Below are 13,567 nucleotides of genomic sequence, written 5' to 3'. Positions count from 1 at the left end.
TTGCTTCAAGATGTTCCGGCGGGCCAATGAAGCACTATTTCTTGAACAGATCCATGAATCCTTTAAGGCCCTTTGGCTTTTCTTCCTTCTGCGGGGCGGGTTTTGCCTGAGGTGGGGTGACGGCTTCTTCATCCTGGATTTCCTCATGCTCCGCAAGCCTTCCTTCTCCCAGAAACCGCAGGGCAGGACCGTTCGGGCTGAGATGTATGACGTCGTCCGCTCCCAGTACAGCCTCGAATTCAATCGCCCTGCCGTTTACCCTGATCAGGTTCTTCCCCGTGAGGTCCCGTATTCTGTATGTACCCTGGCTGAAAACAATCTGTGCATGATTTGCCAGGATATTCGGATGGGCCATGACGAAGTCGCTTGAAGGGCTTTTTCCGATTGTGACGGGAAGCTCTTTATATGAACGCAGCGCCGGTCCGAATTGTATCATGAGCGGGACCTGGACTTTTTCCCGGTTGCTGTCGGAAGGTACATTTAATGGCGGTTCCGGCACAGATGCGGGAGTTTCAGGTGAGGGTGGAATAAAGGCGGGTTTGTCTGCCGGAGGTTCCGGCGCAGATACCGGTTGAGTAATTACTGGTTCCTGTTTCTGAGGCTGAGGCGCAGCAACCGGAGCGGCCTCTTCGGCAACCTCTTTTATTTCAGCTATAAAGCTCACCTTGGGTCCGCCTTCGGTGAACATTATGACGTCTCCGTCTTTGAGATAGGTTTCAGTTATCTTTTTGCCGTTTACAAAGGTGCCGTTGGCGCTTTTATCGGTTAGTTTGAACCTGTTTCCGTCACGTTCGATTATTGCATGCTGTCTTGATATCGTAGTCATGTCCTTGGGAAACTGTACGCTGGAGTCGGTCTGGCGGCCTATGGATATCGTGTTTTCTGAGAATTCCTGGATCTGGCCTTTCAGCGGCCCCTGAAGATGGATTAACTGAACCGTGATTATGGGAGGCACTTTCATAATATTGCCTCAAGTACAACTTGAATCAGCGGCCTGTCAAGTGGTATGACTAGTGTAACATATGAAGATTAACTCATTCGGAAAAACCGATCCCGGCCTCAAAAGAACAAACAACGAGGATTCATATGTCATCAGGGAAGACCTTAACTTTTGTGCGGTAGCCGATGGAATGGGAGGTGCTGCTGCAGGCGAAATTGCGAGCAGAATATTTGTTGATACTGCTACCTGTATCTATGAAGAATGGATGCGGAGCGATAAGCAAGACCCGGCTTTACCCGTTCAGAAGACCTACATAACCGCGAACAGCAGGATTATCGAACATATCAGCCGGTTCCCCGAGCATAAGGGAATGGGAACGACTGCGGAACTTCTCAGCATCTCGGACGATCTCATCATAATAGGCCATGTGGGCGACAGCAGGACGTACAGGCTCAGGAACGGTGTACTGAAACAGATAACGAAAGACCATTCGCTTATCCGGGAACAGATTGACAAGGGTATTATCACCGCCCTTGAGGCGAAAAACCACAGGATGCGGCATGTTATCCTGCGCGCGGTGGGAGTCGAGGAAAATGTAAGCCTGGATATAATCAGATCAAAGGCGGTCGAGGGTGATATTTACCTTCTCTGCTCAGACGGTCTGACGGATATGGCCGATGATGATGCGATTGAAAAATGCATGAATTCGTATTCTGCACTTGACGTGATGGCGTCAGGCCTGGTCGACCTTGCCAATGCAGGCGGAGGAAAGGATAACATCACTGTCGTACTGGCCCGTATCTCGGAAGTATAGCCGGAGAATACGGCACTGCCTGATATGTCTGATGCTTTTTGTTGGAATGTCTTTTTCGAAAATGGGAAGGAATTCATTATAAGGACGGTATCAGATTATGAGCGATGACCAGAAACAGACTTTCCATGATGAGAAAATTATAGAAAAGTTTGCAGGCCAGATGGTACTTTTTCATATCTCGCATTTTGCGATGCTTGTACTGGTTGCGGTGTTTATCGCCGCGGCGGTATTTTTCTACAGATACTTCGGTGGCGGGGCAGGTGCCCTGAATGTGAAAGGGATCATACTGGGCTCAAGCGTGATCCTTCTGATTGTTCTGGGTATTTTTGAGCGTGTAATAAGGGAAAATTTTCTTAAATGCCCTGCCTGCGGTGAACTGCTGAAGAATTTGCCGGCAGGTTCAAAGGACGGCACAGAAGGCACCGGAAAAGACTGTCCGAAGTGTGGTACAAGGTTGAAGCGATGAGCAAACCCGGTTCAGACCTGATAAAATATTTAACATGCGTCTTCATGGTAATTTTTTTCCCGCCGGTTCTTTATGGCCTCGATGATGCTAAGATATTGCATTGCGCCATGCCGAAATCCGAGACCGAAGAAGTTATCGAGGTATGGATGAAACAGAAGGGTTATGAGATCACAAAAGAGGAAAACCGTGATGTAACGCTTATTAAGGCATCGGGAAAGAATGGCGATATTCACTTAAGGGTTTCAACCGATTCCCCCCTGGCTTCAACTGTCAGCATCGATGACTTTCAGGAAGGCGGCAAGACACAGGCCGAACTTTCGGATTACCTTTCCGGGTATGAAAAAAATGAGAAGATAAAAAATGATAATCCGGAACCGGATAAAACAGATGCGGTGGGGGATGTTTCAGGAAATATAGTTTGCATTGAAGCCGTACTGAATAGCGGGACAGTCAACCTTACTGGTTTTATAGCGGATAAGAAAGGGTTGATACTCTGTACGGCCCATTATCTGAATGAGAAGGCGGCAATAAAGGTATTTACAATAACAGGGGAAACGCTCAGCGGAAAACTCATTAAGATTGACAGGAAAAAAGACATTGCACTTGTCGATTGCAATTACGCCTTCAAAACAGAAGTCGATATCCTGAAGGGTTTATCGGCCGTGAAAGACTCTCAGAAGGTTGTTGCTTTCGGATGCGCCGGACAGAACACACGCCAGACGATACACGGTGTCATCAGCGGGAATTCCAGAAAAGTCCAGGGTCAGGTCTATTGGCAGGCCCATATGAATGTAAGACCTGGAGACAGCGGCGGCCCTGTGTTTACGGAAACCGGGGTTTTTGCAGGCATTATCAAGGGAGGGCTCAAGGGAAGGCTTGATTACACTTACATCATACCGCTTGATACTGTATTATTCTTTATCAGGGAAAGGTAGCATATGAAATACGGGCGTTATGAAATAATAAAAGAACTTGGCAGGGGATCGATGGGCATGGTCTATCTGGCCCATGATCCAAATATCAGCAGGGAGGTGGCGCTCAAGATATTGCGTCCTGACAGGGTCGAAAGCGCGGATTTCGTTCAGCGTTTCTTGAAGGAGGCGCGTGCCATCGGAAGGCTTGCGCACCCCAATATTGTTACCGTCTATGATGTGGGAGAGGATAATAAAACCGTTTTCATTGCAATGGAACTGCTCGAGGGTGCACCACTTAACGTTTATGCAAGGGAAAATTCACTTTCGTTTGAACAGATAACCGGGATAGGTATGGAGGTTGCCTTAAGCCTTGATTATGCACACGGGAAGGGCATAGTCCACAGGGATATCAAACCACCCAATATAATGATTACCGGGGGCGGTCATGTGAAGATAACCGATTTCGGTATTGCGCATATAGACGATCCCGAGGCGGCTCAGCAGACCCAGGCGGGCGAGATACTGGGGACCCCTAATTACATGTCGCCCGAGCAGGTACTGGGCAAGAAGGTGGACGGCAGGTCCGACCTGTTTTCCCTTGGCGTTATCATGTATGAACTCGTCTCTGGGGTCAAACCCTTCAAGGGAGAAAACCTGGGCTCAATATTCAACTCAATTACATCGACAGAACCTGTCAGTCTGAGGGACCTGTTACCGGATGTGCCGCAGGGTCTGTGTGATGTCATAATGAAAAGCCTGTCAAAGGACCCTGCACTAAGATATCAGACAGGCAGGGATATGGCCGAAGCGCTTGCTGCAGCAGGAACCGGATTGCAAAGAGGGGCGGAAACTGCCCCTCAGGCGAAAAAATCAGGCAAAAGGATTGCAGCGGCGGCTCTTTTTGCCGCAGCGGTGCTTCTGATAGCGGCGGTTATATTCTTTATGACAGGCAACAAGGAAAAACCGGCGGTTCAGCCGGTGCAGAAACCTCCTGCTCTCGATGCTGTCCTGAATGTCGAGAGCGAGCCGGCAGGTGCTCGGATATTCATAGACGGAAAATCAGAGGGTACGACCCCTTTGAGGATTCCGCTAAGTCTGGGGGAGCATGAGGTGAGGGTAAGCATGCCGGGCTATCTCGACTGGGACGCACAGGTAAATCTTGACAAAAAGGGCGAACAGCCTCTTAAGGTAAGACTGGAACCGCAGGAGACTAAACCGGATTAGCATGTATGCGGGAAATGAAGTTTTCCGATCAGCCCTTACAGGAGGGAGTAAGATGAATAAGATGAAAAGGATAACTTGGCTGTTTCTCATTCTGATATTTATTCTTGGCGGCTCTCTTTATGCCGGACAGATCGAAGGCGGCCCTGCCGCTCCTTTTGTTCTCTTCGATATTCAGGGCAAAAAATACGATCTGGCAACCATGAAGGCAAGTCCGATGACGATTGTCTATTTTTTCAATCCTTTATCGCAGTCGTCTGTCGAAGGCCTGTTAAGCCTGGATCAGATTGCAAAAAAATACAAAAAAGCAGATCTCAATGTGCTTGCAGTTACAGCTTCGCAAAAGGACAAGGCTGTGACTTTCGCGAAAAGCAGCAAACTGTCGTTTCCTGTCCTCATTGACAATGCGAAGGTAAGCGAGGCCTATGATGCAAAAAATATCCTTCCAACCGTATGTGTTATTGGTCCCGGCCAGAAGGTCATTGACGTAATACAGGGAGGCGGTAAGACCACAAGCGTCATGCTGGAAAGGCTGGCTGAAAGGAAACTCCAGCAGAGACAGACGGAACTTGCGGAGGCCTTGAGCGATACGGCCATAAAAAAAGCCCCTGCCGATGCCAAAGCGCTCATGACAAAAGGCTATGCCGCGCTCAAAGCGGGCAAAACCGGTGAAGCGGAAAAGATATTTACTGGTCTTGCAAACGGCAAAGGCATTTCCGTCGTATATGGAAAGGAAGGCCTCGCCGCCGTCTATGCAAGAAAGGGTGATCCTGCGAAGGCCCTCAAACTTGCCGAAGAGGTCGAAAAAATCGCGCCGGAAAGGACTTATGCAAGTATAATCAAGGCCGACGTGCTCTATGCAAAGAACAAAAAGGATGAGGCAAGGAAGGAATATGCAAATGCCGCCGGTAAAAAGGAAGGGGAATCATTCCAGAAGGCGCTTGCTTATAATAAACTGGGGAGGCTTTATGCGGGTGCGAAAGACTACAAGGGCTCCCGCGAGCTTTATGACAAGGCCGTGGAACTCGACCCCTATTATGTCGAAGCCATGGCTAACAAGGGAGTAACTTATGAAAAAGAGGGCGATTACGACAAGGCTCTCACATCATACAAGGAAGGCGAAGCTGCAGTAAAAGGAGATGCATATACGAAGATACTGGCGGCCAGGGCCACCGAGATGGTGAAGCTCCAGAAGGACGCTCAGCGAAGGGAACTCATAAACAAGTATGTAGATGATCTTGTCAGGCAGTACAGGGAACAGAAAAAATCCGCAGCACCGAAGGACGACTGGACTACGCCGGTCACCACCATTGCTTTCGTGGATTTCGAGGAAAAGGGTGCGCTCGGGGAAAGGGACGGTATCTCGACTGTTCTTACAACGGATCTGGCGGACAAGCTTAACAGTTCCGGCCGTGTAAAGGCGGTTGATCGGGTTGTTATGGACAGGCTGCTTGAAGAACTCAAAATAGGCTCATCCGGCCTGGCTGATCCCGAAACGCAGCTCAAGCTGGGCAAAATACTTGCGGCAAGGGTTCTCGGCACAGGAGTGGTGTTCAACCTTCCCGACGTGTCACTGTTAAGAATGAGGCTTATTGATACCGAAACCACCGGAATTAAAAAGGTTATAAACAGGGACATAGGAACAGACGAGAGATTTGAAGATAACGTGAACAGTCTTAACAGGGAACTGCTTGCGGCCTTAATCAAGGAATATCCGGTAAAGGGATATGTCGTCAGCAACAAGGACGGCAACCTGATGATAAACGTGGGATCAAATCAGGGAGTGGTTAAAGGAACGAAATTCAATGTAATTGAAGAACAGCCTGCCACGGAATATAAAGGTAAGGTCCTTAAGGCTTCTCCAAAAAAAGTGGGCGAAATTGAGGTCGTTTCTACCGAACTCGATTTCTCCAATGCAAAGATTGTAAAACAGGAAAGGCCAGTTTCCCAGGACGATAAAATTATCGAGAAGAGCGATGCTGAGACCAAAGAAAAATAATATGCGAACCATAATCCTGCTGTCAGTGATATGGGTTATGGCAGCAATGTTTGCAGGGTGTGCAACAAATTCAACAACAGGTAAAAAATCCGGGCTCATGACCATTGCAGTCTTCGACATCGAAAATCTCAGCCCTGAAGATTCCACAGGGGAAGACCTTGGATTGCTTCTATCTTCAGAAATTGTAGGCAGGCTGTCCATAAAGCCCGGTGTTCAGATAATAGAAAGGCAGAAGCTCGTCAGCGTTCTTCAGGAACTGCAGCTGGGCAGCTCTGACCTGGCGGACGAGTCGGTGAGGCTGAAAGTAGGCAGGATGCTCGGAGCAAAACGCATGGTATTCGGCAGCTACCTTGTTTCAGGCTTGAATATGAGGCTTGATTTAAGGCTTGTTGACGTCGAGACAGGCAAGATATTGAAAACAGCCAAGGAGACTGTGATCGCCGGAGAAACCGAAGAATGGATTGATGCGGCGGGTGAAGCGGCCGATAAGCTCATGTGAAGACAGGAAAGCTGGTTAGTCCGGATCAGGTGCACTTTTTAAGCGGCGCTATGATTCTCTTTGTGACTTTATGATTTTCTCCTTTACCTTTTCAAACTCCTCTTCGGTGAGAATATATTTGCTGAAGGGGATAAAGCTGAGCAGAATCATGGCCGCAGGGAAGAGGCAGAATATTACCCTCACTCCTGTATCAAGACCGGGGGGCTGGACACCTTCGGCAACGAAACCGGAAAGAGAAAGGGCGAACCCCACGATCGGCGGTCCAACCGAATAGGCTATCTTCTGTCCTGCCGACCACATGCCTGAAAATACACCTTCTCGTCTGAGGCCGGATTGCATCTGGTCATACTCAACGGTATCTGGAAGCATGGAAAACGGGAAAAGCTGGAAGCTTGAGAAGCCCACACCGGCAAAGAATATCTGAGCATAAAACATCCAGACGAGTGAAGAGGGGGTGAAGAAAAGCGACCCCATTGCAGCGGTGAAAACGGCCAGTCCTATGTAATAAGATTTTATCTTGCCGATTCGCCTGCCTGCCGCCAGCCAGACGGGAATAAAAAGCACGCCTGTTATCATGAATATGGGGAAGGCGGTATTCATGGTCGTCTCGGGCAAAGCCATGGCATATTTGACATAGTAAATGAAGCCGGCCATCATCACGCCGATAGCCAGCGCCTGCAGGAAATAGCTAGACATAAGCATAACGAACGGGTAGTTCCTGAATGCTATTTTTATCTGCTGTTTTATGGGCGGCATCTCCGCCTGAGGAGGCAGGCTGGTCGCTTTTCTTGTCCCGAAGAAGCATATAAGGCATGAGATGACTATCATGACGCCGAAAATGGCACCCATTAAACGGAAGCCTTCCGCTCCGTCTCCGCCCGCCTTCACCAGCACCATGGCCAATCCTCCTGCCAGCAGCGCTCCGACCGAAGCAAATGTCATTCGGAAGGAGGTTATGGACATCCGCTCGTTGTAATCGTCGGACATCTCCGGGACCATGCTTGCATATGGCACATTGACCACCGTAAAGGCCGTGCAGGCCAGGGCGAAGAGAAGCGATACCGTTAGCGCGCTGGCGAATTCGGTCTTGAGTCCCGGCACGTTGAACAGCACGAAAAAGCATATACCGAAGGGCACTGCGCCATAGAGCAAATAAACCCGCCTTCTGCCGAAGCGTGAATGCGTGGCATCAGAAATCATGCCCATGACAGGGTCCGAGATCACGTCCCAGAGTTTAGGGAAAAGCAGCATGGTTCCTGCCAGAGCCGGGTTGACGCCGATTACATTTGTAAGAAAGAAAAGCAGATACATTCCTGTAGTAACGATGAAAATGTTGTTGGATATATCTCCTATTCCATAGCTGAGTTTTATGCCGAACCGTACGCGGTGCGATTTGCCCGGGATGACAGCCGCCTCTTTGCCTCCTGCATTATTCATATCAATCTCCTTGAACACAGGACTCATGTAGATAGATTTTTATTCTACGCCTTCATTTTCCTAAATCAATAGATACTTGTTGCATGCCTGACGCAGATGAATTCGGCTCATCGCAGGATTCAGTTTAATGGTATGGGTGTTCATGGCGGTTGTTTTCCAACTCGGCTTCAAACCCGCAGTCCTGTGCGCACGGGATACATCCCGTCTAAACTCTTGAATAGGTCGGACGTTTATTCAGAACGTGCAGCTTAATGATGCTGTAACAGTGCCTCCGTAATATGTCCGGGAGTCGTCCGGATGCTCCCAGTCGCGTTCTTCCTTTATCGTGTAAAGGTTTATCGACACGCCGCCCTTGAGATTGTCCATGAATGTCCTGTCGATACCGCCGCTAAGAGCAACTTTTGTCCTGTTACCGATATAATAAGGCGAATCGCTATCGTAGTCGTTTTTGCCGAGATAGGTAAAATCCACCCCTGCTCCCAGTGCGGTCAGTTCATTCAGGAAATACTTGTATGCTATGCCGGCGTCATATTCGATGCCATGGCTGTTCTTCGCCTCGGGTTCGAGTATCTGGTCATTTGTCAGAAATTTGCTCTTGTTTCTGAACAGGCCTGCGAGATTGACGTCAAGCTCCCATGACGGCCGGGAATAACCGGCCCCTATACCTATCACGAACAGGTCGCCTTCCTTGTAATAGTCGTTGCCTTCAACGGTATCTGTGCCGTAGTTTGCATATTCACCGAAAATACCTGCATGGATGGTGTCGGTGAAGCTGTAAGATACCTCTGCCGAAGCGGTTATAAGGTTTCCGGGTTTGAAATTCTGTGTCGATTCCGAGTAGTCATATTTCCCGCGGTAGGTGTAGCCTGCACCAATGCCGACAACCAGCTTTTTCCATTCTTTTGACAAAGAGATGTACGGATTGACATTGAAACCTTCACCGAAAGTGGTGAACGGCATCAGATCAGGGTCCGCAACGAGTATGAGCTGCCTTTGGGAAAGGTCCGTGGTCCCTGTTGGAAGATTAAGGCCGAGTCCTAAGAGAATATTCACCGGTATGACGTCCTCAAGCAGGTAAGAGGCATTGATCTTGGTATCCAGAAAATTGCCGAGGTTGGCATTCGGCATATCCTTCTGGTTTACCCATGTATAGACAAAGGCGTTCAGAAGATCCAGATTCACCCCGCTTATATCAGCAGAAAGTTCAACAGGTATGGCGGACTGGAAGCCTTTATCGGAACTGTCGTCTTTCCATGTATTGAACATCAGGCCGGAATTGAAATTGATTTCAGTCGCGAAAAGGGGAAGTGATGCCGAAAAAACACCAGCCAGAATCAACGATAATAATGTAATTTTTGTCTTCATAATCTCACTCTCTCACATCTATGGAGACTGCCCATACATCGCTTTGTCCATAACTGTCCGTGACGGTAAATAAAACGCCGAATGGACTGTACTGAATGTCTGAAGAATCCGGAGTCCAGGAAAATTTGTGGGTATTTGCATTAAACTGAGCACCGTATTCGAAAGGATCGGAATATTCTTCTGTTCCGCCCACAGCCTCGAATGTGAGGTTTTCGCTGTCCGGGTCTTCAGCGGTAACGTAGAATTCGTATGAATGATTTATCTCCATCACCCTCCTGAGCCCGAGAGGTTCCAAGAGCGGACAGACATTGACGCCGCCAACAGTCAAAAGGATTTTCTTCCAGTCAGGTTCAGCCATAGCGCTCCTGATATAGAACATCAGCAGCGAGTTTCCGGTATTGATTATGTCTGGCGTCCATGTGAAAAGACCGGATGTCTCATTCAGAGTCCCTATTTCCGGGTACATGGAGAAAATGAGTCCTGTATGCACAGGGGAAGAGGTGTCTTTCAGCTGCATTGTGAACTGTTCGCCTGCGGATGCGTATTTTCTCCCGACCACCTCGGTCGTGTCGTTGTCGGTATTCAGAACAAGCTGTGTGTCGGGGGTTGGCGAACCGGTCGGGCTATCAACAAATATCTTGCATCTTTTCCACGCGCTTCTTCTGGGTTCGCCGTCATCGGTCACGATAAACCAGACAAGATATTCTCCGGTCTCATAATAATAATTCACGGTATTCCAGGTGAATATATGGGTATCGGGATCGAATGAGGCGCCGGAGAAATATCCAGATTCTTCAGCTTCAGGAAGATCGGTCATGTAATATGTAAGGTTGTCTCCGTCAGGATCACTCGCAATGACTTCGAGCTGCATTATTCCGGAGCCGCCTGTTACACGGTTATTCCCTCTTATCTCGGATATTACGGGAGGGTTGTTTACAGCTCTTACGGTAACGGTGCCCGCATCGGCCGTTCCTGCTGCAGGAACCAATATATCGTACACGTACCCCTGGTAGCGCACATTACCGTCTGCATCTCTCATCAAGATTATCAGGGTATATCCTTCGCCCGCAGGAATGCCGCTCAATGTCCCCTGTCTTGTGTTGCAGGACCATGGCCCGCCGGTTGCTGTCAGGTTGTTCCGGTTGTCTCTCAACTCGGCTGTTACCGTAGAGATTCTCATTCTTTCGCAGTCGACTGTCGCCATACCAGGGGATACGGCTGCCGGGCTTTTTTCCGCAACATCAATAGAGAACCTGACTGATCCGGTTTCATTTGACGGGCTGTCTGTTGACGACGTGCCGCAGGAGCAGATGAGAAATACGAAGACGATTAATACCGGCATGCCAATATTACGATAACCCCTCATAAAACGCCCCCCTTTCATATTGCCTACCATGACACTTTTACCTGGCCTGAACCGTGTCCTTTTTCGACCTGATACGGATTAAGCGCCCTGAATGTGGAATTATTCTGTTTGAGGCTTGCAGAGTTTGAATTCTGTGCCTCCATTGACCTGATAACCGCGTCTTCTTTCGGCCTGGCAGGGGCAAGCCTCATTCTGATAAGCTCATTTCTTGCTGAATTCGCCGCACCCAGCTGGGGGTCTGCCGCGACTGCCCTGTTGTAGTATATCTGGGCCTGCCTGTAATTGCCTCTATCGCTGCTGTCGATGCCTTTCGAAAAGTAGTACAGTGCGGTGACGCTTGTCGTAAAGGGCTTTTTCAGCTTCTGTTTCTGCTCGTCGGTGAGGCTGATCTTCAGCTGATCGATAATTTCAAAAAGTATCTTTTTCTCCAGGTCGAATATATCGTTGAGACTTCCCCTTGCACTCGGCTGTCCTAGCATTCTGTCTCCCGATACACCCCACAGATAAGAACCTACATTCAGATCATCAGCCTTGGGAAGAGTAAGCTCTCCGCCGATAAGGTAGTTTGCCCTTAAGAGCCTTCCCATTCTGGGAGTCGAAGCGTCTTCGATTATGCCTGAAGCCCCCATTTCAAGTTCCTGCATGAGAGCCTGAAGCTTCACCCTTTCAACAAGCTGTATACCTGGAACCGATGCCAGGTCTGTCATTAGCATGAAGGAGAAACCCTTTTGCAGCGGATTCAGGGCCGGGTCGCCGGATGCATTCTTGAAATTAAGTACTGCGACCGTGTTTCCTGAAGAAGGGGATGAAAGGGATTTTTCCTGGCTGACGGCCTCTTTAGCCCACTGTCTTGCGGTATCTGTAATTACCTCTCCTGCCAGACACAAGGATGCTGCATTCAAGATGATGAGAACAGCTGTCATTACTGAAATATATTTTGTTTTTCCAATCATAATAACCATCCCGCAATATGATTTTTTGATTTCAAGGGAACCGAAGTTTTTTATTCAGGGTAATAATCCATCCAAGCAGGGAAAATGTCAATTTGATTAATCAGCACAAGCATTGCTTTTATTGCAAGTATTATGTTGACTTGGCGGGCTATAATCACGGACACTCGGAATAATTATGGGAAAAATGCAGATGGATGATAATGCTGCAAAAAGGGGTATGATTTTATTTATCGTGCTCCTCTCGTCGTTCATCACACCCTTCATGTCATCATCTGTTAACATCGCCCTTCCTGAGATTGCCAAGCAGTTCGGTCTGAATGCGGTTATGCTCAACTGGGTAGCCACATCGTTCCTTCTTGCGACAGCAGTCTTTCTATTGCCTGTGGGCAGGATAGCGGATATCCACGGCCGGGCAAGAATATTTGCCATTGGTATGGCGATATTCAGCATCTCCACTCTTCTTGCAGGGATTTCAAAATCAGTTGAAGTACTCATAACCGCGCGGGTTGTTCAGGGAATAGGGAGTGCCTTCATCTTCAGTACGGGTGTCGCAATGCTTTCCATGGTATACAGACCCGAAGTCCGGGGTAAGGTGATAGGATATTCGATCGCTATGGTCTATATCGGACTTACTGCAGGCCCTTTTCTGGGAGGATGGCTGACCGAGCACTATTCATGGAGGATGATTTTTCTTGCAACCGTACCGTTTTCAGTTGCTGCCTTTTTTCTCGCCATCAGGATAACGTCTTCCGAAGACGGATGCATTCAGAAATGCGCCATGGATTATACAGGCTCCTTCACATATGCGCTGGGACTGTTTCTGGCGATATACGGGTTTTCCCTCATGCCGGGCAGGGGGTATTTTCTGGTTGTCGCAGGGGGCTCTTTGCTGGCTGCCTTCATTTTATGGGAAGGCAAATCATCCAGCCCTCTGATCGATCTTAAGCTTTTTACCAGAAACAGAATTTTCCTTTTTTCCAACATTGCGGCGCTCATAAATTATGCCGCCACATTTGCCACTGGATTCATCATGAGCCTTTACCTGCAGTACATAAAAGGCATGTCGCCTGAGGAAGCCGGTTTGGTCCTTATTGCCTCACCTGTTGTAATGGCCGTCATTGCTCCTCTCTCAGGAAGGCTGTCGGATAAGATAAGCGCCAGGATACTTTCATCGCTGGGAATGGCTGTTACCGCCCTCGGGCTTTTCTTTCTCATTTTCCTTTCGGATAAATCGGATACTTTGTATGCAGCCGGGTCACTTCTCATACTTGGTGCCGGACTGGGCCTGTTTTCTTCTCCGAACACGAATGCGATCATGGGATCTGTGGACAGAAGCGCTTACGGCGTAGCCTCAGGCATGCTTGCCACCATGAGACTTACCGGCCAGACCATAAGCATGGCTGTCGTGATGATGATATTCACAATGATGATCGGCCGTGTCGAGATAACACCTCAGTATTATCCGAGGTTCATACAGGCTGTACGTCTGTGCTTTATTCTTAATTCAATGCTTTGTATTGCCGGTATGTTTGCATCGCTGGCCAGAGATAAAAACAAATGACGCTGAAACAGCGCCTGATATCAGAACACTGC

12 protein-coding genes are annotated in these 13,567 nt (G+C 48.6%); 7 read left to right on the top strand and 5 right to left on the bottom strand.

The window, feature by feature from the left end; translation table 11 throughout:
- Positions 1-34: 34 nt before the first annotated feature.
- The gene (locus VIS94_10480) at positions 35-961 is read right to left on the bottom strand and encodes an FHA domain-containing protein (GenBank protein ID HEY9161499.1); all 927 of its coding nucleotides are present in this window, start codon (positions 959-961) and stop codon (positions 35-37) included.
- Between the two features lie 61 nt (positions 962-1,022).
- Between VIS94_10480 and VIS94_10475 the strand changes: the two genes are divergently transcribed.
- From VIS94_10475 to VIS94_10450, 6 genes are all read left to right on the top strand, one after another.
- Entirely contained in the window at positions 1,023-1,754 is a 732-nt protein-coding gene (locus VIS94_10475) for a Stp1/IreP family PP2C-type Ser/Thr phosphatase (GenBank protein HEY9161498.1), read from the top strand.
- Between the two features lie 97 nt (positions 1,755-1,851).
- On the top strand, positions 1,852-2,220 hold the full coding sequence (locus VIS94_10470; protein ID HEY9161497.1) for a hypothetical protein: 369 nt from the start codon (positions 1,852-1,854) through the stop codon (positions 2,218-2,220).
- Complete coding sequence (locus VIS94_10465) at positions 2,217-3,155, top strand: serine protease (GenBank protein HEY9161496.1); 939 nt, start codon at positions 2,217-2,219, stop codon at positions 3,153-3,155. Before VIS94_10470 ends, VIS94_10465 begins: the two co-directional genes overlap by 4 nt.
- A 3-nt stretch (positions 3,156-3,158) precedes the next feature.
- A complete protein-coding gene (locus VIS94_10460) occupies positions 3,159-4,358 on the top strand; it encodes a serine/threonine-protein kinase (GenBank protein HEY9161495.1) in 1,200 nt (399 codons plus the stop codon).
- A 52-nt stretch (positions 4,359-4,410) separates the two neighbouring features.
- Complete coding sequence (locus tag VIS94_10455; protein HEY9161494.1) at positions 4,411-6,354, top strand: tetratricopeptide repeat protein; 1,944 nt, start codon at positions 4,411-4,413, stop codon at positions 6,352-6,354.
- Position 6,355: 1 nt separating this feature from the next.
- On the top strand, positions 6,356-6,853 hold the full coding sequence (locus VIS94_10450) for a CsgG/HfaB family protein (GenBank protein HEY9161493.1): 498 nt from the start codon (positions 6,356-6,358) through the stop codon (positions 6,851-6,853).
- 48 nt (positions 6,854-6,901) lie between these two features.
- Here the strand turns inward: VIS94_10450 and VIS94_10445 are convergent, their stop codons facing one another.
- From VIS94_10445 to VIS94_10430, 4 genes are all read right to left on the bottom strand, one after another.
- Complete coding sequence (locus tag VIS94_10445) at positions 6,902-8,290, bottom strand: MFS transporter (GenBank protein HEY9161492.1); 1,389 nt, start codon at positions 8,288-8,290, stop codon at positions 6,902-6,904.
- A 234-nt stretch (positions 8,291-8,524) separates the two neighbouring features.
- Complete coding sequence (locus VIS94_10440) at positions 8,525-9,655, bottom strand: hypothetical protein (protein ID HEY9161491.1); 1,131 nt, start codon at positions 9,653-9,655, stop codon at positions 8,525-8,527.
- 4 nt (positions 9,656-9,659) lie between these two features.
- Complete coding sequence (locus tag VIS94_10435) at positions 9,660-11,021, bottom strand: hypothetical protein (GenBank protein HEY9161490.1); 1,362 nt, start codon at positions 11,019-11,021, stop codon at positions 9,660-9,662.
- Positions 11,022-11,044: 23 nt separating this feature from the next.
- Complete coding sequence (locus VIS94_10430; GenBank protein HEY9161489.1) at positions 11,045-11,974, bottom strand: CsgG/HfaB family protein; 930 nt, start codon at positions 11,972-11,974, stop codon at positions 11,045-11,047.
- 190 nt (positions 11,975-12,164) lie between these two features.
- On the opposite strand from VIS94_10430, the gene VIS94_10425 reads away from it, so the two are divergent.
- Entirely contained in the window at positions 12,165-13,535 is a 1,371-nt protein-coding gene (locus VIS94_10425) for an MFS transporter (protein HEY9161488.1), read from the top strand.
- Positions 13,536-13,567 lie beyond the last annotated feature (32 nt).

The organism is Desulfomonilia bacterium (assembly GCA_036567785.1).
Classification (GTDB): domain Bacteria; phylum Desulfobacterota; class Desulfomonilia; order UBA1062; family UBA1062; genus DATCTV01.
This window is presented reverse-complemented; position numbering and strand designations above follow the sequence as displayed.

Bases quoted from the DNA above. Each gene is read 5' to 3' on its own strand.
- VIS94_10425 (HEY9161488.1), top strand. From the start codon at position 12,165: ATGGATGATAATGCTGCAAAAAGGGGTATGATTTTATTTATCGTGCTC.
- VIS94_10455 (HEY9161494.1), top strand. From the start codon at position 4,411: ATGAATAAGATGAAAAGGATAACTTGGCTGTTTCTCATTCTGATATTT.
- VIS94_10465 (HEY9161496.1), top strand. From the start codon at position 2,217: ATGAGCAAACCCGGTTCAGACCTGATAAAATATTTAACATGCGTCTTC.
- VIS94_10450 (HEY9161493.1), top strand. From the start codon at position 6,356: ATGCGAACCATAATCCTGCTGTCAGTGATATGGGTTATGGCAGCAATG.
- VIS94_10440 (HEY9161491.1), bottom strand. From the start codon at position 9,655: ATGAAGACAAAAATTACATTATTATCGTTGATTCTGGCTGGTGTTTTT.
- VIS94_10460 (HEY9161495.1), top strand. From the start codon at position 3,159: ATGAAATACGGGCGTTATGAAATAATAAAAGAACTTGGCAGGGGATCG.
- VIS94_10430 (HEY9161489.1), bottom strand. From the start codon at position 11,974: ATGATTGGAAAAACAAAATATATTTCAGTAATGACAGCTGTTCTCATC.
- VIS94_10445 (HEY9161492.1), bottom strand. From the start codon at position 8,290: ATGAATAATGCAGGAGGCAAAGAGGCGGCTGTCATCCCGGGCAAATCG.
- VIS94_10480 (HEY9161499.1), bottom strand. From the start codon at position 961: ATGAAAGTGCCTCCCATAATCACGGTTCAGTTAATCCATCTTCAGGGG.
- VIS94_10435 (HEY9161490.1), bottom strand. From the start codon at position 11,021: ATGAGGGGTTATCGTAATATTGGCATGCCGGTATTAATCGTCTTCGTA.
- VIS94_10475 (HEY9161498.1), top strand. From the start codon at position 1,023: ATGAAGATTAACTCATTCGGAAAAACCGATCCCGGCCTCAAAAGAACA.
- VIS94_10470 (HEY9161497.1), top strand. From the start codon at position 1,852: ATGAGCGATGACCAGAAACAGACTTTCCATGATGAGAAAATTATAGAA.